This is a genomic window from Alcaligenes sp. SJTW-7 (assembly GCF_047716895.1).
GTDB classification, from domain to species: domain Bacteria; phylum Pseudomonadota; class Gammaproteobacteria; order Burkholderiales; family Burkholderiaceae_B; genus Alcaligenes; species Alcaligenes ammonioxydans.
Genome location: NZ_CP136682.1, coordinates 1,543,199 through 1,568,326, shown reverse-complemented (window position 1 = coordinate 1,568,326; position 25,128 = coordinate 1,543,199). Strand labels below are relative to the sequence as shown.

The window sequence follows — 25,128 nt, the reverse complement described above, 5'->3', positions numbered from 1 at the left end:
AGTCATTTCCTATAAATGTCCTTAGACGCAAAAGGGAAGCCTGGGCTTCCCTTTCACGGTTTAACCTGTTGTAGCTCAGATTGTGGCAAATTTTGATATTTCAAGTAGGCCGAACGAACATGAGAACAGAACTTTACAAAGTTAAAGAAAGGCCAACGTTTACGCCCGTAGGTTTCTCACCCCTTTCTTAATCCTTGCCTGCCGCCCTGTCTTGCCTGCGCGCCTCTGACCGAAGCCAGAGCGAGCACCAGCAAGGAAATATCTCTAAGCTACTGCGTTTTTCAAGGGCGACTCAGTGTCACTGGCTTCACTATCGGACAAAGGACGACCCAAAATCAATTCGGGTTTACTCTTTCCAAGAACCGCATCTTCGGTCAGCACCACTTTGCTGACGTCCTTGCGCGAGGGCAACTCGTACATGGTATCAAGCAGGGCCTGCTCGACAATACTGCGCAGACCGCGAGCGCCGGTGCGACGTTTAATGGCCCGCTGAGCAACGGCGCGCAGGGCTTCGGGCTGAACTTCCAGCTCCACCCCTTCCATGTTCAGCAATTTCTGGAATTGCTTGACCAGCGCATTGCGAGGCTCGGTCAGGATGCGGATCAACGCATCTTCATGCAACTCTTCCAGCGTGGCTACCACTGGCAACCGGCCCACCAGCTCGGGAATCAGACCAAACTTGATCAGATCCTCGGGTTCGGCTTCGGAGAACAATTCGCCAACGCCGCGCTCAGACTTGGCTTTCACCGAAGCAGCAAAGCCAATGCCAGATTTTTCCGTACGGTCTCGGATCACCTTTTCCAGACCGTCAAAGGCACCACCCACAATGAACAGAATGCTCGTGGTATCCACTTGCACAAAGTCCTGATTCGGATGTTTGCGGCCACCTTGCGGGGGCACAGACGCCACCGTACCTTCAATCAGCTTGAGCAGTGCCTGTTGCACGCCCTCGCCCGAGACGTCGCGGGTGATCGAAGGGTTATCCGACTTGCGGGAAATCTTGTCGATTTCGTCGATGTAGATAATGGCGCGCTGCGCTTTTTCCACATCGTAATCGCAGTTTTGCAGCAGTTTTTGAACGATGTTCTCAACGTCCTCGCCCACGTAGCCGGCCTCGGTCAGCGTCGTGGCGTCGGCCATCACAAAAGGCACATCCAGCATGCGGGCCAGTGTCTGGGCCAGCAGCGTTTTGCCCGAACCCGTTGGCCCGATCAGCAAGATATTGCTTTTGGACAGCTCTACATCGTCACGGCTTGCCTTGCCGCTACGAATTCGTTTGTAGTGGTTGTACACCGCTACGGCCAAGGTGCGCTTGGGCATCTCCTGGCCAATCACATACCCGTCCAGAAATTCCTTGATTTCCCGGGGAGTAGGCAATTCCTTGCGTTCACCATCAGGAGTGGCGCCCGCCGCTTCGTCACGAATGATATCGGTACACAGATCAATACATTCGTCGCAGATAAACACGGACGAAGGCCCAGCGATCAGTTTTTTGACCTCATGCTGGCTTTTGTTGCAAAACGAGCAATGCAGAACTTTCTCGTCGGCCGATTTCTTTTCGGACATAAATTTAAATTTCACTTCAGGATGGTAAAAGGACGGGAACAAGTCCCGCCCCCGAACAGCCATAGTACTGCTTCAGACCGCCCCTCGCAGGGGAAGGTGATTACTCGTCACGAGTACTCATCACCTTGTCGATCAGGCCATAGGCCACAGCGTCTTCAGCTGCCATGAAGTTGTCACGCTCGGTATCCAGCTCGATACGCTCGACAGGCTGACCGCAGTTCTCGGCCAGGATCTTGTTCAAACGCTCGCGCAGGCTCAGAATTTCCTTGGCCTGAATCTGGATATCGGAAGCCTGCCCCCGCGCACCGCCCGAGGGCTGATGAATCATGATGCGCGAGTTGGGCAAGGCAAGGCGCTTGCCCTTGACGCCCGAAGACAGCAAGAACGCACCCATGCTGGCAGCCATGCCGGTACACAATGTCGAGACTTCCGGCTTGACGAACTGCATCGTGTCGTAGATGGCCAGGCCTGCATAGACCGAGCCACCGGGCGAATTGATGTAGAGCGAAATATCCTTCTCAGGATTTTCCGACTCCAGAAACAGCAGCTGGGCCACGATCAGATTGGCCGAGTTGTCATGAACCGGGCCCACCAGAAAAATGATGCGCTCGCGCAGCAGGCGGGAGTAGATATCGTAAGAACGCTCTCCCCGACCAGACTGCTCGATCACGATAGGCACATAGCCCAAACCCGTAGGGGCAACGGAGTGCCCCCCATGCATTGAAGCGTAGAAGTCGACAAAGGTTGACGACATTTAGTTGGTTCCCATGATTTGGTCGAACGCCACCTCCTCGTCGGTCACCTTGGCCTGGGACAGTACGTGCTCGACGACATTGTCTTCGAGTACCACTGCCTCAATCTCGGCGCGACGCTGGCGATCGGACAAGTAGTAGGCCACCACTTGGGCGGGCTGTTCGTAGTTCTGGGCAAATTCTTCGATGCGGGCGCGAACCTGCTCTGGCTTGGCTTGCAATTCAGCGGCCTTGACCAGTTCGGAGACCAGCAGACCCAAACGCACACGGCGAGTGGATTCTTCCTGGAACGCCTCGGCCGGAATAGGCATCTTGTCGGCATCAGGCACGCCACGGTCTTTCAGTTCAGCGCGAGCCGAAGCAATACGACCTTGCACGTCGTTGTCCACCAAGGCCTTGGGGACCTCGAAATCGCTGGCAGACAGCAATGCATCCATCACAGCAGACTTGTTGCGAGCGTGGACACGGGCCTTGATCTCGCGCTCAATGTTGGCACGGATATCAGCCAACAGGGCCTCGACATCGCCTTCAGCCTGACCCAGGGATTTGGCAAATTCAGCATCCAGCTCGGGCAGAACAGGCTGGGCCACGTCTGTCACGGTGATCTTGAATTCGGCAGTTTTGCCAGCCACTTCCTTGCCGGTGTAATCGGCAGGGAATTCCAGAGGGAATGTTTTGGTTTCGCCTGCTTTCATACCGGCAACAGCCGTTTCGAACTCAGGCAGCATGCGGCCACGACCTTGCAGGTACTGGAACCCTTCAGCGCTACCGCCCTCAAAGGCGACGCCGTCGATGGTGCCCACAAAGTCCAGCGTGATACGGTCATCTTCCTGAGCCGCGCGATCAGCACTGGATTCGTAGTTGGCACGTTGCTTGCGCAGCACGTCTACGGTGCGCTGGATGTCTTCGTCGGTCACAGGCGTGTTGGCACGCTTGATTTCCAGCTTGGACAAATCAGGCAAGCTCACTTCAGGATAGACTTCGAACGTGGCGGTAAAGGCCATGGTGCCTTCAGGCACGTCGCCTTCTTTGGCTTCCAGATTGGGCGTGCCAGCAACACGCAGTTTGGAGTCCTGGATCACTTTGTCCAGAGCTTTGCCGATTTCTTCGTTGATGGCGTCGTAACGGATACCAGGGCCGTGGCTGCGCTCGACAACGGACAAAGGCGCTTTACCGGGACGGAAGCCCTGTACCTTGGCCGTACGAGCCACACGCTTGAGCTGGGCCTGGACTTGTTTTTCTACGTCGGCCACCGAAACGACCACATCGACTCGGCGCTCCAAGCCGGACAGAATTTCAACCTCGGGCTGCATTGAAGACCTATATTAAATTGAGTAATTGATAAGAGTAATCCGGCATTTTACCGGAAACTGGCACGGTAAATCCAAACAAACGTATTTTGAATCATAATTTCCTGTCAAGACAATACAGCCGTGCCGGACTATCATCCCTTACTTTACCTTCCCGACGCAAGACTGACATGCACATGAACACCCCTTTAGGCGGCATCCGGGTCCTGGAACTGGGCCAATTGATCGCCGGCCCCTTTGCCGCCAAGATCCTGGGCGAATTTGGCGCAGACGTTATCAAGATCGAATCCCCTAAAGGCGGCGACCCCTTGCGTAAATGGCGTTTGCTGCATGACGGTAACTCGGTCTGGTGGGAGGTGCAATCTCGTAACAAGAAGTCGCTGGCTCTGGACCTTCGTCAAGCTGCATGCCAGGACGTGGTGCGCGCCCTGGTCAAGGAATGCGACATCCTCATCGAGAATTTTCGTCCTGGCGCCCTGGAGGAATGGGGGCTGGGCTGGGAAGACCTCAAGGCAATCAATCCCGGCCTGATCATGTTGCGGGTCTCGGGTTATGGACAGACCGGCCCTTACAAGGACAAGCCTGGCTTTGGCGTCATCGGTGAGGCCATGGGCGGCTTGCGCCACCTGAGCGGCGAGGCCGGGCGCCCGCCCGTGCGTGTCGGCGTGTCGATTGGCGACTCGCTGGCCGCTTTGCACGGCGTCATCGGCATCATGATGGCTCTGCGGCAACGTGAACAAAACGGAGGCGTCGGCCAGTATATCGATGTCGCCCTCTACGAAGCCGTTTTCAACATGATGGAAAGCCTGCTACCGGAATACGCTGCGTTTGGCGCCATACGTGAACCAGCCGGCAGCAGCTTGCCGGGCATCACGCCCAGCAATGCCTATGTATGCAAAGATGGTAAATATGCCTTGATCGCGGGCAACGGCGACAGTATCTTCAAACGCCTGATGGTCGCAATTGGCCGTGCCGACATGGCCGACAACCCGGACTACGCCCATAACGATGGGCGTGCCAGGAGCGCAGGTGTGATTGATGCGGCCATCGGCCACTGGGCCAGCGCCCTGGAACTGGACAAGGTGCTGGAAATTCTGGATCAGGCAGGCGTTCCAGCCGGTCGTGTTTACGACATTGCCGACATAGCGGCCGACCCGCACTATCAGGCACGCGACATGTTGCTCGACAGCCAACTGCCCGATGGCACACCGTTGAAAGTCCCTGGCATCGTCCCCAAGCTGAGCGAGACGCCCGGCGGCCTATACCGCCCCGCCCCCCGTCTGGGCCAGGACACGGAAGACATCTTGAACAGCCTAGGCATCAGCGCCGAACAGCAGGCTGATTGGCAGGCACGTGGCCTGATCGCCAAGAGTCCTAAACGTCACTGAATGGGGTGATACGCAATAGGCTGCCGCAGAAGGTAGCCTCCCGAGCAAATCGACCCACCACCGCAAATAAACTCTGTGCACTAGGGCCAGACGCTGGAAAGCGTGAAAGCAGTCTGTCAAAAGCCAGACAATAAGAAGAAAAAACGAAACCGTTGACGTATTTAAAATTGATTTTGTAAAACATCGGCTTTCGTTTGATGGTGCGAACGGAGAGACTCGAACTCTCACACCTCTCGGCGCCAGAACCTAAATCTGGTGCGTCTACCAATTCCGCCACGTTCGCAACACGAAAGACGTAGATTCTATCGTGGATTTTCACCCTAGGCAAGTGCCTGAACTGGCAAAAAAAGATCAGGGCCCGCCTGGAACGCGCCCTGATTCGGTGACCGTATAGGCGCTTGCACCGGCCCCTTGGGCCGGCACGCCCAAGGATGCCCTGCAAACGGCGTCCGTGGCCGGTTTGTTCCCTAGGGTCCGACCACTTCGCTGACATAGACCGGGATATCCCAGGCTCCTCCTGCCCGAATCAGGGCACAACGCCCCGTATCACCACGTTCACTTTCTACAAAGCGGCTGCCATCCCAGACCGATGTTTCATAGCTCCAGCAATCCCCCAACCCGCGGCCTTTCATCGCAGAGGAGATAAGACCATTGTCGTACCCGGTAGCACTGTCACTCACCAACACGGGAGCCGACTGCATGGTATTACTGACAAGAAAATAGGCGTCCCCCGCGTTATAAGCCGCCAGCCAGCACGGTGCGGCAACGAGGGAAAACTGCGGATCAAGTCGTGCGATTTCCCAAGGTTCGGACAGTCTGTCATCACTACAGGACTGCTCGGCATCGGCTGCCAGCGCCTGCAACAGCACTGGCCGAATCAAGGCGTCCTCTTGCTGATTCATGGGACGAAGGTTCTTATCGATAACCGGGGCACGAGTAATACGAGGGGCGTCAAGGGGGAGCTTCACCGTCGACTCACTCGCCTTTCCCTGACGTAAAATCGCCCCTGGCGTATTCACGCGCCCTTGCACATCATCCATTTTCAGCAAGACCGCACTTGAACCTGCCCCTGAGAACAAATAGGTTCGGTCATCCCGGCGGAAAGACAGAGCATCGTCTTTTTTCAAGGCCGCCAGAAAGCGAGTGAACTGATCCTCGCTCATTTGCCATGACTCATCGCCCGCCGAGCTTAATCGGCCTGCAGTACGACCTGCGATAAACAGTTCTGGCGCCGCACCTGTCTGCTGCTGAGCATCGTCATAGTGCGCAAGCATCACCTTGTTGACAACCGGCTCCCCCCTGCCTGCCTTACGAGTTAACAGCACGGTTGAACCTGGCTCCTCACTCTCAGGTGCGTAACCGGCGGCACGACAAGTCAGGGTGTTATCACAGCTCAGATCCCAATCCTTATGAGAAAAGGTGACTGACACATCCTTGGCAGCCGCACTACTCATCGCCAACACGAGGGACACTGCCAGCATGCGCACTGAAAAAAGCACGTTGTCATCTTGTTTTGCCCTACTCATTTCCGTTACTCCCCAAAAATTTCTTTCAGCTCAATTCACGTACCGGCATTTTATCCACACGGCGGGCACAATTTACCTAGCGAATTTGTGCGGTAGTCGTCCGTGCGCGCAACGCTCTACCTATGCCTTGCGAAGGAGGAAACGGGCGAAAACACCGTTGAATACGAAGCGCCGGCCCTAAGGCTACAAGACTCGAAAGTTTGCTTCTGGAATCACTCGTCAGCGGTCACGAGTGTCGATCATGCTTTCCCGGGAAGTCACTGGGCCAGCGCATCGGTTTCGGGCCGGGAACGGGCTCCGGAGCCGGGGTGGGCTTAGGGTCCGGATTAGGGGTGGGGTTTGGCTGAGGGTTGCTTGGCATATCTCGTTTTCCTATACGCCTAAATAAGAATTAAAACTATTATTGAAATACCATATCAGCTAGCATCTATCGCCCATAAATGGCATTGACTCCTGCTTTGCCACTGCCTGGGGCACTTAGGTAAAAACCCCATCCAGCGAATCAGGTAGAAAGCCACCAAATCATAGATTACTGTCGGCAACGATATATAGCCAGCCCCTACTGCGCCTATTCCCGAAGATACTGATATACAGCGACCTAGTTACCGTATAGAAAGCAACAAAAAAACAAACACCCCAAGCTATCAGCCACCATACTTTTGAGTTAAAAATCGATCACCAGAAAAACCTCTATCCCTTGATTGCAAGTACCATCTTCATTCCGCTTCTTTCTTGACATAAAGCACAAAAACTCTGCCGTCTTTTATTTCAGCATTAAAGCAAGTCAGCAGCACTTTTTTTCCATTACCACGCCGTGAATCCACACAAAGAAAGGCAGCATCCCTCTCCTTTTCTTCATCGTCGGTGTACCTTTTTTTGGATGTTATAAATAAGCCGGTTTTGCTTATAAAGGGCTTGAAAAAGAAAGAGCGGTAGCCAGCCTATTTCCAAAATTGCTAACAGACTATGTTCCCAATGCGTTGCAAGCCTCATCATGCCTTTCTGCAAGCCCTCTTTCAGCCATTCTTCTTAGCCAAGACCGGTAAACCTTAGCCGCCTCTCTCTCATTCGAAAAAAACTGATTTTTGCTTTTATATGCATACACCTGGTTCTCTCAGGGGTAGAGGTCTGACAGGGTTAATTTTCAAATAAGAAAAAACCGCTCAAGGAGAGCGGTTTTTTGCATCTAGCAGAAGCTAATCCTGCCTATCATGTTTACCCGGAAAATCACCAGGCCAACGCATGGGTTTAGGCTCCGGCCTGGGCTGGGGGGCTGGACTGGAAGCGGCTGCATGGTACACGATTCAAACTCCTTCACGGATCAATCAAAAATCGTAAAGCCATATGCCTATTCCACTAAAAAAGTGAAAAATCAATAACCGCATCGGCTTATTACTAGCAAACCCATTCACTTTAGCATCAATTAAAAAAATCATTAACAATTCCAATGTAAATTAGGGAAATATATTTTTTAACTCCCCACCGACAACCAAATATTTATCCGCCTTAATTTACTTTTCATTTTTCCTTAAAAACCCTCTCAGCTGGCCCGCGTCTTAACAGCTTACTCAATGAAAACACGCAAGCACACTGCGCCCCCCGTATCAAGCGATCCTATAAAAAAAGACCGCCATAGCGGTCTTGGGTTTGCAGCCCGAACTGGAGGGGCTCTCTTTTCCCTCCAGCCTGGAGCCTAAATCACACCCCAAAAATACAGCAACGCCGGCAACAGGGCCGTTAGTACCCCTTGCACCGCAGATACCAGGCCAGTCAGCCTGGCAATAGGCTTGTTCAGAACCAGCAGCAAGAAGAACATGAACCAGAGCACAGCCCAGGACAGCCAGCTCACTACCTGCCAGTAGTCAAAAACCTGCTCGGCCACGCGCAAATTAGTCAATGCAGCCGGAACAGCTATACACGCCACCAGCAAGGAGTACCATCCCAGGGCCCGACCATCACTGCCTGTGAAGGCATTCACCCCCACCCAGAAGTAAGTCAAGGCAAACAGGCCCAGATAGACAGCTGACAAAGGGGAATAGGCAGCGCTGTTGGCGGGATTCAGGATGTGGGACATACAGATAAATCCCAGTACAGCGGTGAACAAATTAACGATGGCGGCATCTTTGGCGCTCACCAGTCTTTCCGTGTGGTGGCCTTCAGAGCAGTAGAGACGAACACCATTCACGAACAGGCACAGGCCTGCAAACGCCAGAAAAGCGGCAACTAGCATGTTGAAGTTTTCCCAAGTAGTAAATAGGCGAGCACAGAACAGGCACGCCACAAAAGATTGCACTCGGCACGGAGGCGGAGCAGATCATAGAGCGTAGCTAGCGCATCACCATGTGGGTTTTTTTATAAGCGCTATAAGAAAGAACTGTGCAGGGCTCACAGGCCTGCTCAAGCCTGCGTAGCTTCTTGGCGTCGAGTTGCCATACGCACATAGACCAGCTGTGCCAGTAACTCCACCAAGGTTTGGGACAAAATGATGGCTGGCAGCAAAGGCATGGCGCCGGGAATCGCGAGAACCAACGGCAGGACAACCAGCGAATTACGCGTGGCAGTGCTAAATGCAACGGCACGCCGCATGGGAGCTGCCAGATCCGCCAGCCGCGCCGCCGCCCAGCCAATCATCGGGGCCAGAACCGCAAATAATAGGTAAACCGGTACGACGCGCCCTATCACGTCCAGTGCGGGTTCCAATTGCAGCCAAACAGCGGCCACCACCATAAAAAGCACCGCAGCGGTGGCAGGCACAGGCGCGAAACCCAAACCAAGATGGATCTTCGCCCAAACCGCACGTTTGGCAGCGAGATACTGAGTGGCAGCCGCCAGTAGCAGCGGCATCAGAATCAGAAAGCCGAAGGCGTTCAGAAAGGGTCTGGCCTGAATAGACAACGCCAACTGCTCTCCCAAGGCCAAACGCAGGTAGGCAGGCAACAACAGCATTTGCAGAGCCAGTAATATCGGGGTAGCGGCCAAGAGTGCACGTGCATCAGCCCGGCCCATATGGGCAAAGGTCACCACATAGTCGACACACGGAGCCAGCAAAACCAGCAACACACCCAAGCGCAACAAATCGTGCTCGGGCAGCAGAGGCAACAAGGCAAATACCAGCAGAGGAATCAGAACAAAGTTGGCAATCAGCAAAACAAGCAGAAAGCGCCATTGCGTCAGCGCCTTGCCCAACTGGGCAAGGGGCACCTGCAAAAAGGTGACATACAGCATGAAGCCCAGCGCCGGATTGACCCAGTCCACTAGACTGACCGGCAACACCCAGACCTGGGAAAGACCGGCAGCAAGCACCATCACCCCAAAATAGATGGCAATTTGTCTGCTTTCCAATAGCGCTCGCACCACGCTCACACCCTCGACGTGCAACGCCGGTCGCTCACTGCCACCAAGAAATCACAGGCGGCTTTGACGCAAACGCGCCGCCGACTGACGGTTCAAATCACGGGCCTGGCGTTCGGCGTACTCGCTCTCGCCCGCTTCGTAGCGACCCTCGTACATGCAGGATTCCCGGTCCCAGGTACATTCGTTAAAGAGTTTTGATACGGGGCCAGCACCGGGCTTGGGCGAAGAACATGCGGCCAGCAAAGCGGCCAAACCCAACACCGCCGCACTTTGAGTTAGTCGTCGAACCATCATTGCGTTTTCCCCACAAAAAATCTTTATTGCATTTACCGCCAATGGAAACAAAAGCCAATCGCGGACAATAGGCACACTGTACCCCGAGGCTCCAAAGCACGTCGATTCTCTTTTTCTGACAATTTGCAATTCATGACTCACGAACAATTTCTGCTTTTAGCCCAAGTCCTGAACATCATGCCAAGCGCTGAGCTGGAAGAGCAGGTCCGCACTCCGAATCAGGCACGCAGCGCAGAGGCGCACAGGATGCTGACCTTGCATCACCGCATCAAGGAGGCTTATGTCATTCACCGACCCACGGCTTTCCGGGTTGTGGTCAGCCATGACGACCTGGACCGGTTTCCCGGGGCGCTGGATCTGAAACCGGACATGCACGTGCAACTGGTTTCCTACACCAGCGAACGCTATATCACGGTTCGTATCACCCAGGCGCCCGCCACCCCAAAAGCTTATTTCCGGGGCGTGGTCAGTGAGCAGAACATCAGCTACACCGTTTTTGAACAAGGTGACAGCGTGTACTTTTCCGAAGATCAGGTCCACGCGGTCCTGAACAAGTAGCACAACCCGACGGCGGCACCCCAAAAACGGTTTTTACTCCGCCCCTTTGAGGCTTAAATCGGGCAGCAGGTGCAAACCGGTACGGCGCACGAACTCTGGATAGCTGATCGGCGGCCCGGCACGGGTAGAGGCTTGGTTAGCCTGCCAATGTACCCAGGCGCGCCCTGTGGTGGCGTCGTACACCAGCTTGAACAAATGACTGGGCACGGCAACCTGATTGGCCCCGATCGTCCTGGCATTACGCTCAAAAACAGGTCCGGTAAACACATAGACTTGACCTGCCGCACGAGAGACATACTGACGCGTGTCAGCTTCGATCTTGTTCCAGGGTCCCGCGTTATGAATCTGATTTTGCGGCACCATATTGGCCAGCGAAAAGCTTTGGGCCATGCCCTGTTCGGAGGCCATGTCGCCAGCCGGTGCCATATGTCCACGTGAATAGCCCGAGCCCCGATAATCATTCAACTCAGCCCGCTCGGCCCGAGGCAAACGCGCCTCGGCGTAAAACCGGTCGGTGCGTTTGATGCCTTTGGCCGCCTGAATATGCTGTCGATTCAAGCGCTGCGCTACAAACACCGGCGTTTTGGTTTGACCGCTATGCAAGATCGCAAAAGAGCTAAAGCACAGCTCTCTTTGCGTGTAAGCCATCGGCACCACAGGTCGGGCGCCGGGAAAGAACTGTGGACAATGAGCAAAAGAAGTCTGAACATAACCATCTACAGACGCCGGCACGGGAACATGGTCCTGAGCCGTGTAGCCAGGCAAGCCCAGCGACTGCAACCAGGGCTCCACACTTTGCCAGTTCAGCCCCTGGGGATGAAGCCAGGCCGTGGCAATCCCGAAACTGGTCAGAGCGGCGGCCAGGACAGATTTCAAAAAACGAGCCGGACCCGCTCCCCCTGTTTTTTTCCTGCTGCTGCTTTTTCCTATACCGCGACCCATCTTCTTTCTGCTCATACCACTCTTGTTTTATACGTGATCGGCCTACAACATTGTGCCCACCACAGCTGTGATTATAAGCAGTCCTTTCCCATTCCACGGCGCGTAGCCCCACAAGGGGCCCGTGTTCTGCGTTGAACCCCTTGCCGCAGACTATTTGCAGAGGGCACTGACCCCTACCCTCCTTGCCTGCGTCGCCGCTCTTTTACATCGCGCCCAACGCCTGCAATTCGTTCAACTCCTCCCGTAACTGCTCCAGCTCGATCCGGTCGCGCTCAAGTTTCTGCTCGAGCTTCCGAACCTTGTCGGTATCTCCCTTGCGCGTTTGTTGAGCAATTTCCTCCATCCGCTCCTGAATCTCCTCTTGCTGCTCACGGATCGCTTCCTGTGCATCTCGCAGCAGATCTTCGTCCTTGCAATGCTGCTGGACCTGGGTCAAGGCGCGCTCCAAGCCGCGCTGCTTATGCACATTGCCATGCTCTCGGGCATAGTCGATCTGATTCTGAATTTCTGCCGCCCGATACTGACAGGCGGGATTATCCGCCCACACAGGCAAAGCCATGACACTTAGTACGATGCTCAAGCACGCAGCGGCTATTCTCATCGTTTTTCTCCTGTCAATTTCATCCGCTCAGCGCACGGGCACGACCGTCTTCCGGGTGGGTATCTCCCCACCCTGCACTGCGCTCTCGTCGTTTTGTCATGAAACCATGATTAAATTCGAATGTTCCTGCGTTTATGCTATCTTTAAGTAACAAATTTATCGCAAATTGTGACAATGAACTTACATAACTTGTCTTTGCGCATAAAACACATCAGTTACACTCGAAATCCTCATAAAGCGAATCTCTACCGTTATCGTGTTCACCCTTACCATCAGGAAACTGATCTTTTTCCTGTGCGCTGTTCTGATTGTGCTCGGACTCTTTCCCTTTGCGCACGTCAGCGAAAGTTGGCTCAACACGTCCCAGGCTTATTCTGCCTGGCGCACCAGTGTGCTTCACTCCGTCATGCCTTTGTCAGCGCTGGCCGTAGCCAGCCTGATCTGGGCAGAACGCACGCTTTCCGCCTGGCTTGCCATGGCCGTGAACACGGTTGTGTTCATTTTGGCCATTAAAAATATCTGCGATACAGCCGACCGCTTCTCCCGTGTCTGTGGCATTGATATCTCCGTCTCTTACGGGGCTATGGCGTACGGTTTGTGCCTGGCTGTCTTATGGGTGCTGTTACTGAGCTATCACCGCAAAAATCCAGGAGATCAGCAGCCCGCCGGTTCCCTGATTTAATCCCTGCAATCCCATTTTTTACGGTTAAGCCCGCCCCCAAACCCCTCGGTACACTATCATGCCCGGGCGCTGGTCCTCCTATTCTGCCTCGATACAATCAGGTGCCCAACGGGCGAACTGACAAACCTGAAGCGCGCGTCTCTTTGAAGGGAAGCAAGACATGAGCCAGGCCCTTCGTGAGGCGGTCGCCAGCCTTGCGCTTAAAAAGGCCAGAAAACAGGAATCAGTGCGACGCCCAGAACCCAGAAGATCAGATTCAGGGGCACGCCTACCTTGAGAAAATCGGCAAAACGATAACCCCCGGCGCCATAGACCATGGTATTGGTCTGATACCCCACGGGCGTGGCAAAACTGGTCGAGGCGGCAAAGGTGACGGCAATCAGAAATGGAGTAGGGTCCACATCCATCATTTTGGCCGTGGACATGCCAATCGGCGTGAGCAACACCGCCGCTGCGGCATTGCTCATGAATTCGGTCAACAGCAGCGCCATCATGTACACCACCGCCAGCACGGTCAAGGGCCCAAATGACTTGACCAGACCCACCGTGTTTTCAACCAGAAACTGAGCAGCCCCTGTCTCACTCATGGCCAGGCCCAAAGGCAACAAACCGGCCATCAGGATGATGATGCGCCAGTCAATCGCGTCGTACACCTCATCCGCCTTCAGGCAGCCCGCCAGGGTCATGGCCACCGCCCCCACCAAGGAAGTAATGCTGATAGGTACCCAGCCTAGGGCGGGAATTGCAATCACCAAAGCCATGGTGAACAGCGCGAAGGGAGCGCGCCAGCCCATCTCCTTTTCCGCCTCCCGTTCAGACAGCACAATAATGTTGTTGTCCGACCGCAAGTCCGCTTTTTCAGCCGCGGGGGTCAACATCAACAAAATGTCGCCCACCTGCAAACGTACCGCCCGCAACTGCTCACGCAACACCTGACCACGACGATGTATGCCCAGCACCGTCGCATTCTTGTGCCAGCCCGGTCCCAGACTACCCAAGGTGCGCCCGCTGATTCGTGAACGGGGAGCGATCATGACTTCAGTCAACACCTGGTCCACCTGCTCAAACGACTGCTGCTCCAGCTTGAATTGCGGGTCCACTTCCAGTCCCGCCTCTTTACGCAACTCGTCGAGTTTGGTCCAGTCACCGCGCGCCAAGAGCACATCATCCGCCTCAATCTTCTGTTCGCGCGGCCCCCACACTTTGGTATCGCCTCGCAACAGCTCCAGCACGAATACCCCGTACTGCTCGCCCAGTTTGGCGTCCCCCACAGACTGCCCGATCAAAGACGAGTCGGGCATCACGCGCAGCTCGGTAATGTACTTGCCCAATTCATATTGCTCGACCAGCTCACCCGCGCGCGTGTCAGGCAATAACCAGCGTCCTATTGTCAGCAAGTAAATACAGCCGACCACCATGCAGATCACACCAAGGGCGGTGAACTCAAACATGGTAAAGCCGGGATGACCCAGATCACGGGCAATGGCATTGACCAGCAGGTTGGTGGACGTACCGACCAAGGTGCAGACCCCCGCCATTTGTGACACATAAGACAAGGGAATCAGCGCTTTGGAAGCCGACATCCCGATACGCACACTGGCAGCCATCACGATGGGAATGAACACCGCCACCACCGCGGTGTTATTGACGAACGGGGCAATCACAGCCAGAACGAGAAACAACACCAGTAAAAACTGGAACGGTGAGCGGGCCTTGCTGAGCAAATCTCCAATTCCCGAGAGTGCTCCGCTATTTTGCAGGCCCGCTGCCAGCACAAACATGGCAGCCACCGTTACGGTGGCCGGATTGCTAAACCCACCCACCGCCTGTTCAGGAGTCACCAGGCCCAGCACTGCCAAGGTGCTTAACACCAACAAGGCAATGGCATCTATTCTGAGTTTTTCGGTAGCAAACAAGACAATCGCTATTAAAGCCAGACCCAAGACCACTGCAATCTCTGTTGTCATGCTGCCCTACTCCTGTTTATTCTGTGTTGCTCAGTATAGGTAAAAATCCAGCGTCCCAAGCGCTGCATATAGCCTTACGGAACAAAAAAACACAAGTTCGCGCAGCAAAGGAATCAATGTAGAACGAGGCTTTCCTGGGCAAGTCATATAGCGAGAGCATCGCTAAGCGGTAGGCGGCACCATTGAATAACAGTGTGCGCCGATGCAGGGGTCTGCTGAGGGTCTATGTCCTGCTGGACGAACTCAAGCGACTCTGGTTCTACCGAAGATCTGCCTGGGCAAAACAAACTTGGCATCATTGTTGCGAGCAGGCCGAGCACAGTTAAATAACCCTCTTAAACACCTTCGCCCAGTGCCCGAAAGGCTATCTGCATGGCATTCTGGCCGCATGCCGACATCGCCTCAACACCAGTATCGTTGAGGGCTTCAACAACACCATCAAGCTCATTAAGCGGCGTGCCTACGCTTACCGAGTCCATGAGTTCTTCTTCCTCAACATCCGCGCCGCTTTCCCCGGTAATGCTCAATGATCCAAAAAAAAGCCCCCGGTCGCTCAGGAGTCGGGGGCCTTGTAAGGATGAATACGGGAACGGAGCTCGCGCGCCGTCCCGACCACCCGGTTTAGAGCTTCAGACGCGCCCGTCCTCCTATGGTTGCGGCCAGGCTCGCCACAAACGCACCGACCAGCAACGAGGCAAAGGCCCATAAGGCAAAGGCGGCAGCGGCCTTGCGAGCAGCATCTGCTGCTTCACGCGCCTGTTGTTCCAGCTTTTCGGCCGCCTCCTTGGCTTGCTGCTGCACCGAATCCAGACGCTCTTTGGCCTGCTCGGGCGTCAAACCACTACGATTGGCAATCAGCTTCAGCAAATAGTCCTGATCCTGCTGAGACACCTGACCTTCGGCCAGGCTGCGAGCCAGAATACGACTGACCTCACGCTCTGGATTGGCCGTTTGCGCCGGTGCATTAGCCGGATCAGCAGGACGCAGCAAGCTATCGGTAAAGTAACCCAGGCCTGGCCCCTGCATCTGATCCTTACCCGCCTGCCCTACCACCGCCGAGGCAGCGCCTACCCCAGCCCCGGCCAGATTGGCGCCGGCTTGAGCGGTGCCCGACACCAGCGATGCCACCCCAGAACCCAGCAGAAACACACTGACGACGGCACTGACAGCCCAGACCAGGAAACCGTGTGCCGTATCGCGAAAATGGACTTCGTCACCATGCACACCCGTCCAATTGGTGCGCAGGCGACCGGTTATATAGCCCGCCATCCCGTAAGCAATGATCTGTGTAAGGAACAACCAGACAATTGTGCCGATAGCGATCGTGGTGCCCGAGGCCCCATCATTGTTCCAAGGAGAGATCGCCATGAATCCCAGACCCGTCCCGCCCACCAGCAAGGTCACGGTCATGGCAGCGGCGATGACGGCCCCTCCAATGACGGCGCCCCACGATACCGCTGAATGCGAGGACTCCGCTACGGCGGGCGTACCCAAACCTGCATCTGAACCAAATTGCGTTGTAGCCATGATGATTCCTTATTCCGGATTGTGATCGCAAGCACCTCAGTGCCAGAACAAAGCCAACAAAATGATGATAGGGATAGGTACACCCAAGAGCCATAAAAGAATTGATCTCATAACCCCTCCATTCGAATGAGACATTAAAAGCAAAATGCTATTAACAACACTGTCCTCGTCGTCATTCTAGGCAGATAAAAAACCCCTACATCTTATAAAATGTAAAAAACGAAACCAATTCGATTTGCACGGGGAACGCAAGGTCATTGCTCTGTAAAACCCTGACATGTCCCTTTTGCAAAAAGCTTGCAAGCCTTTTTTGACGTGCCACACAGAGGAAGATCGGATATCCGGTAAGCTCAACTATCAGGCGACATCCTCGTGCTTCGTGAAAAACTCTTGATGGGTGGCTAATACCAACTCCGCTTTTCATACTTATTTTTTAGTCTTTGGAAATATTTATTTACGCACACAGCATAGATAAATAATCCCCACCAGCACCAATGAAATAACTGAAATAAGCGAAAATGGCGAATCAATAAAAAATTATCGGAAAACAAGAATGCAAAAACTCAAAAAATAATCTCAGAAGAATGTCTGCACTCCTCCCGGTAAACCTGCTATCAGGTTCAAGCTTTTTCTTATCCACCAAGCCCGGCAACGCGCACACGACTCCAGCCAGAGCCCAGAACGGCCGCATCAGGCCCTCAAAAGCACTACAGAAAGCCATAAAACCGTACATGGATGGGGCAGACTCGGTTATCCTGTTGCCTCCATTCAAGCTCGGCCGCTGCGGTGGTAAGCCGCGCATCATGCGCCTTCTGTATCCCGATACTGCCAATGACGGCCTGAATTCACACAGAGCCTAGCCTATGAGCGACCTCCAAAGTCTGATCGAATCGGCGTGGGAACAGCGAGCTTCCCTCTCCCCCCAAGAACACAGCATTGAACTGCGCACGGCCATCCATACCGTGATTGAAAAGCTGGATTACGGTTCCCTGCGCGTGGCGGAAAAGATTGACGGACAATGGCAGGTCAATGACTGGGTCAAGAAAGCGATTCTCCTGTCTTTCAGAATCAAGGAAAACCGCGTCATGGCTGGCGAGCCCGCTCCCTTCTATGACAAGGTGCCTTTGAAGTTTGAGCAACATGACCAGGCCGCCTTTGCCCAAGCCGGTTTTCGCGCCGTCCCCGGCGCCGTCGTACGCCAAGGTGCCTATATCGCCCCCGACGTAGTGCTGATGCCCTCTTTCGTGAATATCGGCGCCTATGTCGGGGAAGGGACCATGGTCGATACCTGGGCCACCGTCGGCTCCTGCGCCCAGATTGGCAAGCATGTCCATCTGTCAGGGGGCGTAGGGATTGGCGGAGTCCTGGAACCTTTGCAGGCCAATCCCACCATTATCGAGGACAACTGCTTTATCGGCGCCCGCTCTGAAGTGGTGGAAGGCGTAATCGTAGAAGAAAATTCGGTGCTGGCCATGGGCGTATTCCTGTCGCAAAGCACCAAGATCTACGAGCGCGAAACGGGCAAAATTTATCAAGGCCGCGTGCCTGCCGGCTCGGTCGTCGTGCCGGGTTCGCTGCCCTCGCCCGATGGCCTGTACAGCCTGGCCTGCGCCATCATCGTCAAGCGTGTGGATGCCCGTACCCGCGCCAAAACCAGTATTAACGATTTACTTCGCGCCTGAACATGAGCACTGACAATTCTGTACTTGATACCCTTAAAGCCTTGATTGCCCGTCCCTCAGTCACCCCCGAGGACGCACACTGTCAACAATGGCTGGGTGCCCGCCTGGAGCAAGCAGGCTTTAAGCTGGAACATTTGCCCAGCGGCCCGGTCTCGAACCTGTGGGCCCGCCGTGGCACCCAGGCCCCCCTGTTTGTTTTTGCAGGCCACACAGATGTGGTGCCTACCGGGCCGGAAGCGGCCTGGGATTCGCCCCCCTTCGAGCCTACCGTGCGCGATGGTCAGCTGTATGGCCGCGGTGCCGCAGACATGAAGGCCTCAATTGCGGCCTTCCTTCATGCCGTCGAGGAGTTCACCACCGCCCATCCTGCACACAAAGGCTCGATCGCATTGCTGCTGACCTCGGATGAAGAAGGTCCGGCTATCGATGGCACCGTACATGTTTGCCGTGTTCTCCAAGAGCGCGACGAACAGCTGGACTACTGCATTGTGGGCGAACCCACCTGCTCGCGCCAACTGGGCGACACCATCAAAAATGGCCGTCGCGGCTCACTGTCAGGCCACCTGATCGTCAAGGGCCGCCAAGGCCATGTGGCCTACCCGCAATTGGCCATCAACCCGCTGCATGTGTTCGCTCCTGCACTGCATGAACTGACCGATCGCATGTGGGACGCTGGCAATATCGATTTCCCCCCCACCAGCTTCCAGATCTCCAACATCCACGCCGGAACTGGCGCCAGCAATGTGATTCCCGGCCAGTTGGATGTCCACTTCAATTTTCGCTTTTCTACTGAGCAGACTCCTGCCGGTCTACAGGCGGAAGTGGAGTCCATCTTGCGCCGTCACGGCGTGGATTTCCAGCTCACCTGGACCTTGGGCGGCGAGCCTTTCCTGACAGAGGCCGGCCCTCTGAGCCAGGCCCTGGCCAAGGCCATTGAAGCTGAAACCGGTCTGGAAACGGATCTGTCCACCACCGGTGGCACCTCAGATGGTCGCTTTATCGCTAAAATCTGCCCTCAAGTGGTCGAATTTGGCCCGCTCAACGCCAGCATTCATCAAATCAACGAGCATGTTGCCATTGCTGATCTTGAGCCTCTTAAAAACATTTATCGCCGTACATTGGAATCCCTGCTTTGTTAAGCCCTTGCATCGATCATTCCTCCCTGCTCCACGCCCAGCAGGAGCTGCGCACCGTGCGCGACTTGTTGCGCTGGTCCGTGAGCCAATTCAACCGCTGTGAACTGGCCTTCGGCCACGGCAGTGACAATGCCTGGGACGAGGCTGCCTATCTGCTGCTGCATACCTTGCACCTGCCGCTGGACACGCTGGACCCCTATCTGGATGCCATTGTTCTGGAGTCCGAGCGCACTGCCTATCTGGCCCTGATCGCCCGTCGCTGCAATGAGCGTGTTCCCGCAGCCTACTTGACGGGTGAGGCCTGGCTGCAAGGTCATCGCTTCCGTGTCACGCCCGACACCATCGTACCGCGCTCTCCGATAGCCGAGTTGCTGGCCGAGCAGCTCCAGCCCTGGATTGCCGACCCCGATGCCATCTACAGCGCCTTGGATTTATGTACCGGTTCGGGTTGCTTGGCTATCTTGACGGCACTGGCATTCCCCCAGGCGCAGGTCGATGCCGTCGATCTGTCCGATGCCGCGCTGGAAGTGGCCCAGTCAAATATTGATGCCTTCGGACTGAACGATCGCATGAGCCTGTTCAAGAGCGATCTGCTCGACCAGGTGCCGCAAACCGCCTATGACCTGATCATTTGCAATCCGCCGTATGTGAATGAGCAGTCCATGCAGAACCTGCCGCAGGAATACCGTCACGAGCCGCAACTGGCCCTGGCGGGAGGCGACGACGGCATGGATCTGGTGCGGCGCATTCTGGAAGCCGCGCCCAATTACCTCTCCCCCGAAGGCGTGCTGGTATTGGAAATTGGCAATGAGTATGACAACTTTGTTGCCGCCTTCCCGGAGCTGGAACCGATCTGGCTAAGCACGGAAACCGCTGAAGACCAGATTCTCCTGTTAAGCCGGGAGCAGTTGGCCCCGTGATACGCGCTACTGGAATTACGCTGCGTCGCGGCGTCAAAGTCCTGCTGGACAATACCGATTTCATCGTTAACCCAGGCGAGCGTCTGGGTATCGTGGGCAAGAACGGCGCAGGCAAGTCCTCGCTGTTCGCTTTGCTGCAAGGCGAGCTGGACCTGGACGGGGGCGACCTGAGCATTCCTGAGGTCTGGGAAGTGGCCAGTGTGCGCCAGACCATCCCGGACCGTGACCGCCCCGCCCGCGAATTCGTTATCGATGGTGACGAACGTCTGCGAGCCTTGCAGGAACAGCGTGCCAATACCCCTGACAGCGACGGCCAGACCATTGCTGAGCTGGAAAATGCGCTGATCGAGGCCGATGCCTGGTCGGCTCCCTCGCGTGCCGAGCAACTGCTGGCAGGGCTGGGTTTCCGTCCCGATCAGTGGATGCTGCCGGTACGCGAGTTCTCCGGCGGCTGGCAAATGCGCTTGTCACTGGCACGCGCATTGATGGCCCCCTCGGACCTGCTCTTGCTCGACGAGCCCACCAACCACCTGGATCTGGACGCCATGCTCTGGCTGGAGCGCTGGTTGGGTTCTTATCCCGGCACTGTCTTGCTGATTTCGCATGACACCGAATTTCTGGATGCAGTGGCTCGTTCGATTCTGCACGTAGACCAAGGCAAACTGGTTCGCTACAAGGGTGGCTATAACGACTTTCTGATGCAACGCGCCGAACGCGTACAGCAAAGTCAGATTGCGTACGAACGCCAGACTCGTGAAGCCGCCCGTCTGCAAAGCTTTATTGACCGCTTCAAGGCACAGGCCACCAAGGCCAAGCAGGCGCAAAGCCGGGTCAAGGCCCTGGCACGCATGCAAACCTTGACACCCTTGCGTGACGACTCCAGCGTATCGATTCGCCTGCCCTCACCGGAGTACACCCCTGACCCACTGCTGATGCTGGATCGGGCCGACCTGGGCTACCCTGGACAAGACAAGCCTATTTTGAGCCAGGTACGTTTGATGGTGCGGGGCGGCGCCCGGGTGGGTATTTTGGGGATGAACGGTGCGGGCAAGTCCACGCTGGTCAAAACCCTGGCCGGCAAGCTGGCTCCCGTCACAGGCGAACGCCTGGAATCCAAGGGGCTCGTGATTGGTTACTTTGCCCAGCACCAGCTCGATTCCATTGATCCCGACTCGACTCCCTTGCAGCATCTGGCGCGGCTGGCACCAGATGTGCGCGAGCAGGAGCTGCGCAACTACCTCGGCTCCTTCGGCTTTAGCGGTGATATGGTCACCAGCCTGACCGCCCCCTTTTCGGGTGGTGAAAAGGCGCGTCTGGCCCTGTCCCTGATTGTTTGGCAAAAACCTAACCTGCTTCTGCTGGACGAGCCCACCAACCACTTGGATGTGGATACCCGTGAAGCCCTGGCGACGGCCTTGGCTGATTACGGTGGCAGCGTGCTGCTGGTATCGCACGATCGCCATTTGTTGCGTTCTACCGTTGATTCTTTCTGGATCGTGGCCGATGGCCAGGTTCAGGAGTTTGATGGCGACCTGGAAGACTACCGCGACTGGCTACTGGCCCGCAGTGCGCAATCACGTTCGGAAGCGCGTCAAGAAGCACGAGCGAACGATAACGGCAATGAGGGCACCGACCGCAAGACCCAACGCAGGCAGGAAGCGGAATTACGCCAACGCCAGGCACAGCAACGCAAACCCTTGGAAAGCCGCTTGAAAAAAGTGGAAGCCGGAATGGAAAAAACCCAGCAACGTCTGCACGAGCTGGATACCTTGATGCAGGACCCGGACTTCTATTCAGACAGCTACAAGGATCAACGCCCCGCCCTGATGAGCGAGCATGGCGAGCTGAGCAAAACGCACCAAGCCCTGGAAGAAGAATGGCTGGAGATTCAGGAAGCCCTGGAGGAAATCGGGCGGCAGGCTTGAGTCGACCTGATCGATAAGAGCTTTGCCCCTGCGACATTGCTGGCGACGCAGACAGAGCCAGCACGCCCCACTACTTACCTTTATCCCCTCAACCGACCACATCAGAACTTGACCATGCACCTTGCAACACAGGATTTTCCCCGCATCTGGATCTCGAACGACTCTCCTTCCAACTGGAAAGAGCAACTGGAAGCCTTGCTGGAACAGGGTCAGCGCTTTGTGCTGCTGACACGCGAGCTTCCGGGAGCTGCGTCAGACGGACCTGACAATGACGCAGAAGCATTTTCTCAATGGATCAAAGACAATCGCGATCGTCTACGCCTGTGCTGTGCGGCCAGCCTGGTGGTCGTGAACAATGCCTTGATGGCCTTTTCCCTGAATGCATTCGTCACCCCGCTGAGCAAGAAGCTGGGTTTTCCTGTTCGTGTCGTACATGAGGATGAGCTCGATTCACAAGTCACCGCTTATTTGCAGGCCACTCCCGCCCTGGAAAACAGCTAAACCGCCGCGCTGCCAAACCCTACTCATCCTGCCCACAACAGCCCATCAGGCAGATGGTGTCCGCCATCTGCATCTCTGTGCTCAAAACCCTACATCCGCACCCGATGCTCGCCCCCCGCACACAATGGCACCGCCCAACGTGCAACTTTATGCGCATAATGCTGTCCATTGTCCTTTCTGATTCTGGCTGTAACCCGTTTGAATCTCTCCCATTCCTCCTCGAACTTGCCGCCCGTGCTGGCCGGCCCTATTTTGCGTCGTCTCGATGCGCAACGTCTGAATTTGTGGCTGGTTGGCAGCTCAGCCCTGTCGCTGGAACTGCTTCTGGAACCGCAAGGCGCCCCTGCCCATCGCATTGCACTGGATGCCGGGCAATGCCGTATCGTGCCCATTGGCAAGCACGCCTTTATCCACTTCATTGATGTGCAGCTTGCCGACCCGCTGCCCCTGGATACGCTTGTTTTCTACGACCTGATTCTGCACTCAGCGTGTGAAACGGAGCAAAACATCGCAGATTGGGCCCCTCACCTGCTGCATCAAGGCCAAACCCGACCCAGCCTGGTGCTGTCCAGCCGCGCTGACAATCTGATGTTTGGCTCTTGCCGCAAGCCGCATCACGCGTCCCGCGACGGCTTGGCACAAGCCGACCGGGTCTTGAGCGAACATATCAGCCACGCCGATATGCGGCCCGCTTTACTGATGCTGGCTGGCGATCAGATCTATGCCGACGATGTGGCAGGCCCAATGCTGGCAGCCATCCATGCACTGATTGAACGCTTGGGATTGTTCGGGGAATATCTGGAAGGCGCGGTCGTGTCCGACAGCGAATCTCTTTACCGCCACCCTGCCAGCTATTATCGGCGGGCTGATCTGCTGCCTGCCTTCAAGTCCAATGAAGATTTGCGCGAGCGCTTCTTCGGCGGTGTGGAAAAACCCATTTTCACTACCGCCAATGCACACAATCACCTGGTGACATTGGCCGAAGTCCTGGCCATGTACTTGCTGGTCTGGTCCCCCACTGCCTGGCAAATCATTGGCGAGCCCACTCCGCCGGAGCTCTCCGCTGAGCACCAGCAGCGCTGGCAACGTGAATCGCGTGCCTTAGAAGGTTTTCGTCAGGACCTGCCCCAAGCGGCACGCTTGCTGGCGCATGTACAGACACTGATGATTTTTGATGACCACGACATTACCGATGACTGGAACCTGTCGGCCAAATGGGAAAGCACGGCCTACGGCCACCCTTTTTCTCGTCAGATCGTGGGCAATGCGCTGGTGGCGTATATGTTGTGTCAGGCCTGGGGCAACCGTCCTGATGTCTTTGAGTCCGTTCTGGACACCGTCAACGCCTGGACACGTTTGCCAGACAAGCATCATCGCCTGGACCATGCGACCCAGGACGCCCTGATCAAAGAGCTGCTGGATTTCCGTCAATGGGACTATGTGCTGCGCACTCAGCCTACGCTGATCGTACTGGACACCCGTACGCGCCGCTGGCACAACCGCCGCTTGCCCAGCCGCCCTTCCGGTCTGATGGATTGGGAATCCCTGACCGAGCTGCAGCACGAGTTGCTGGATGAACGCGCTGCGGTCATTGTCTCGCCCACCCCTATGTTTGGCGTCAAACTGATTGAGGTCATACAAAGAATTTGCACGTACGCCGGTTTTGCGCTGACAGTAGATGCGGAAAACTGGATGGCCCACCGCGGAGCCGCCAACACCATGCTCAATATTTTCCGGCATTCACGCACGCCGGGCAATTACGTCATTTTGTCCGGTGATGTGCATTATTCATTTGTCTACGACGTGCAGGTGCGCCATAGCAAACATATCCCGCATATCTGGCAGGTCACCAGCAGCGGCATTAAAAATGAATTTCCGGAAGGTTTGCTCAACTGGCTGGATCGGCTCAACCGTTGGCTTTACTCGCCCCGCTCGCCGCTGAATTGGTTTACGCAACGGCGTGACTTGAGCATCACACCCCGCCTGCCCGATCAACGCCAGCATGGTGAGCGCGTCTGGAATGGGTCAGGGCTGGGCCAAATCTGGCTGGACGATCAAGGTCGTCCAGCGCGCGTACTCCATCACAATGCCAACAAAAAACCGCCTACCGAATTTCTGCCTCCTGAACAGGAGACTGAAGGGTAAGGCGACCAGATCTGCCCCAAGGGGCAATCGCAGGTTTTACTGTCCTGCTACGGAACTGACGTAGGTCGCGATGGCGTCGCGCTCTTCATCGCTCAAGGTCTGCGCGAACGAGGGCATGGCACCCATACCCTCTTTCATGACTTTCAGGATTTGCTCTTTCGAGGGCTGCAACTCATCCAGATCAGGGCCGATGGCACCGGCAGAACCGGCATCGGCCAAGGTATGACAAACCGCACAGGCAATAGGTTTGGCACCGCTGCTAAACAGAACTTTGCCTTGCTCATCTGCATGGGCCTGACCTGCAACAGCAAACAAACAGGCAGCAGCAACAACGAGGTATTTATTCATGATT

At 55.6% G+C, this 25,128-nt stretch carries 21 protein-coding genes, 1 tRNA gene and 1 pseudogene; 10 read left to right on the top strand and 13 right to left on the bottom strand.

The annotated features are described in order from the left end of the window. Positions 1–264 precede the first annotated feature (264 nt). From clpX to tig, 3 genes are all read right to left on the bottom strand, one after another. On the bottom strand, positions 265–1,566 hold the full coding sequence (clpX, locus tag RSQ48_RS06970; RefSeq protein WP_039943329.1) for an ATP-dependent Clp protease ATP-binding subunit ClpX: 1,302 nt from the start codon (positions 1,564–1,566) through the stop codon (positions 265–267). 100 nt (positions 1,567–1,666) lie between these two features. Further along, positions 1,667–2,320, bottom strand: a complete 654-nt coding sequence (gene clpP, locus RSQ48_RS06965) for an ATP-dependent Clp endopeptidase proteolytic subunit ClpP (RefSeq protein WP_039943264.1) — start codon at positions 2,318–2,320, stop codon at positions 1,667–1,669. Beyond that, positions 2,321–3,631 (bottom strand): trigger factor, encoded by a 1,311-nt coding sequence (gene tig / locus RSQ48_RS06960; RefSeq protein ID WP_059317756.1) that lies wholly within the window; start codon positions 3,629–3,631, stop codon positions 2,321–2,323. A gap of 173 nt (positions 3,632–3,804) precedes the next feature. Here tig and RSQ48_RS06955 point away from each other — a divergent pair, with 173 nt between their 5' ends. Then, complete coding sequence (locus RSQ48_RS06955; protein ID WP_240208806.1) at positions 3,805–5,016, top strand: CaiB/BaiF CoA transferase family protein; 1,212 nt, start codon at positions 3,805–3,807, stop codon at positions 5,014–5,016. Positions 5,017–5,214: 198 nt separating this feature from the next. Here RSQ48_RS06955 and RSQ48_RS06950 read toward each other — a convergent pair. The 5 genes from RSQ48_RS06950 to RSQ48_RS06930 all read right to left on the bottom strand — a co-directional run bounded on the left by RSQ48_RS06950 (position 5,215) and on the right by RSQ48_RS06930 (position 10,190). Further along, a tRNA-Leu gene (locus tag RSQ48_RS06950) sits at positions 5,215–5,299 on the bottom strand. Between the two features lie 184 nt (positions 5,300–5,483). Then, entirely contained in the window at positions 5,484–6,542 is a 1,059-nt protein-coding gene (locus tag RSQ48_RS06945; protein ID WP_301607206.1) for a DUF1176 domain-containing protein, read from the bottom strand. A gap of 1,693 nt (positions 6,543–8,235) precedes the next feature. Next, a complete protein-coding gene (locus RSQ48_RS06940) occupies positions 8,236–8,772 on the bottom strand; it encodes an AmiS/UreI family transporter (protein WP_415302273.1) in 537 nt (178 codons plus the stop codon). 167 nt (positions 8,773–8,939) lie between these two features. Next, on the bottom strand, positions 8,940–9,905 hold the full coding sequence (locus tag RSQ48_RS06935; RefSeq protein ID WP_415302272.1) for an arsenic resistance protein: 966 nt from the start codon (positions 9,903–9,905) through the stop codon (positions 8,940–8,942). Between the two features lie 42 nt (positions 9,906–9,947). Beyond that, the gene (locus tag RSQ48_RS06930) at positions 9,948–10,190 is read right to left on the bottom strand and encodes a hypothetical protein (protein WP_003801413.1); all 243 of its coding nucleotides are present in this window, start codon (positions 10,188–10,190) and stop codon (positions 9,948–9,950) included. A 132-nt stretch (positions 10,191–10,322) separates the two neighbouring features. Between RSQ48_RS06930 and RSQ48_RS06925 the strand changes: the two genes are divergently transcribed. Beyond that, positions 10,323–10,748 carry a hypothetical protein gene (locus RSQ48_RS06925; protein WP_003801415.1) on the top strand — a complete coding sequence of 142 codons (426 nt, stop codon included), beginning with the start codon at positions 10,323–10,325 and terminating at the stop codon, positions 10,746–10,748. Between the two features lie 33 nt (positions 10,749–10,781). On the opposite strand, the gene RSQ48_RS06920 is transcribed toward RSQ48_RS06925, so the two are convergent. Together RSQ48_RS06920 and RSQ48_RS06915 are read right to left on the bottom strand one after the other, a co-directional pair. Continuing rightward, a complete protein-coding gene (locus RSQ48_RS06920; protein ID WP_003801417.1) occupies positions 10,782–11,690 on the bottom strand; it encodes a DNA/RNA non-specific endonuclease in 909 nt (302 codons plus the stop codon). Between the two features lie 202 nt (positions 11,691–11,892). Continuing rightward, positions 11,893–12,291 (bottom strand): DUF1090 domain-containing protein, encoded by a 399-nt coding sequence (locus RSQ48_RS06915; RefSeq protein WP_415302271.1) that lies wholly within the window; start codon positions 12,289–12,291, stop codon positions 11,893–11,895. 391 nt (positions 12,292–12,682) lie between these two features. Here RSQ48_RS06915 and RSQ48_RS06910 point away from each other — a divergent pair, with 391 nt between their 5' ends. Further along, complete coding sequence (locus RSQ48_RS06910) at positions 12,683–12,973, top strand: DUF202 domain-containing protein (protein WP_240208807.1); 291 nt, start codon at positions 12,683–12,685, stop codon at positions 12,971–12,973. A gap of 200 nt (positions 12,974–13,173) precedes the next feature. Here RSQ48_RS06910 and RSQ48_RS06905 read toward each other — a convergent pair whose 3' ends face one another. After that, complete coding sequence (locus RSQ48_RS06905; protein WP_003801424.1) at positions 13,174–14,940, bottom strand: SLC13 family permease; 1,767 nt, start codon at positions 14,938–14,940, stop codon at positions 13,174–13,176. Positions 14,941–15,146: 206 nt separating this feature from the next. Here RSQ48_RS06905 and RSQ48_RS06900 point away from each other — a divergent pair. After that, positions 15,147–15,470, top strand: a pseudogene (locus RSQ48_RS06900) (transposase); the annotation flags it as partial. A gap of 91 nt (positions 15,471–15,561) precedes the next feature. Here RSQ48_RS06900 and RSQ48_RS06895 read toward each other — a convergent pair. Further along, a complete protein-coding gene (locus RSQ48_RS06895; RefSeq protein WP_415302270.1) occupies positions 15,562–16,467 on the bottom strand; it encodes a hypothetical protein in 906 nt (301 codons plus the stop codon). Positions 16,468–17,330: 863 nt separating this feature from the next. On the opposite strand from RSQ48_RS06895, the gene dapD reads away from it, so the two are divergent. The 6 genes from dapD to RSQ48_RS06865 all read left to right on the top strand — a co-directional run bounded on the left by dapD (position 17,331) and on the right by RSQ48_RS06865 (position 24,776). Continuing rightward, positions 17,331–18,149 carry a 2,3,4,5-tetrahydropyridine-2,6-dicarboxylate N-succinyltransferase gene (gene dapD, locus RSQ48_RS06890; protein WP_003801431.1) on the top strand — a complete coding sequence of 273 codons (819 nt, stop codon included), beginning with the start codon at positions 17,331–17,333 and terminating at the stop codon, positions 18,147–18,149. A 2-nt stretch (positions 18,150–18,151) separates the two neighbouring features. Further along, positions 18,152–19,288 (top strand): succinyl-diaminopimelate desuccinylase, encoded by a 1,137-nt coding sequence (gene dapE, locus RSQ48_RS06885; RefSeq protein WP_003801435.1) that lies wholly within the window; start codon positions 18,152–18,154, stop codon positions 19,286–19,288. Next, positions 19,282–20,205, top strand: coding sequence for a 50S ribosomal protein L3 N(5)-glutamine methyltransferase (gene prmB / locus RSQ48_RS06880; RefSeq protein ID WP_240208809.1), 924 nt, complete (start codon positions 19,282–19,284; stop codon positions 20,203–20,205). The genes dapE and prmB overlap by 7 nt, the downstream gene beginning before the upstream one ends. Further along, positions 20,202–22,130, top strand: coding sequence for an ABC-F family ATP-binding cassette domain-containing protein (locus tag RSQ48_RS06875; RefSeq protein ID WP_240208810.1), 1,929 nt, complete (start codon positions 20,202–20,204; stop codon positions 22,128–22,130). Before prmB ends, RSQ48_RS06875 begins: the two co-directional genes overlap by 4 nt. Positions 22,131–22,244: 114 nt before the next feature. After that, on the top strand, positions 22,245–22,631 hold the full coding sequence (locus tag RSQ48_RS06870) for a hypothetical protein (protein ID WP_415302269.1): 387 nt from the start codon (positions 22,245–22,247) through the stop codon (positions 22,629–22,631). A gap of 198 nt (positions 22,632–22,829) precedes the next feature. After that, a complete protein-coding gene (locus RSQ48_RS06865) occupies positions 22,830–24,776 on the top strand; it encodes an alkaline phosphatase D family protein (RefSeq protein WP_240208812.1) in 1,947 nt (648 codons plus the stop codon). A gap of 36 nt (positions 24,777–24,812) precedes the next feature. Here the strand turns inward: RSQ48_RS06865 and RSQ48_RS06860 are convergent, their stop codons facing one another. Beyond that, complete coding sequence (locus RSQ48_RS06860) at positions 24,813–25,124, bottom strand: c-type cytochrome (protein ID WP_240208813.1); 312 nt, start codon at positions 25,122–25,124, stop codon at positions 24,813–24,815. Positions 25,125–25,128 lie beyond the last annotated feature (4 nt).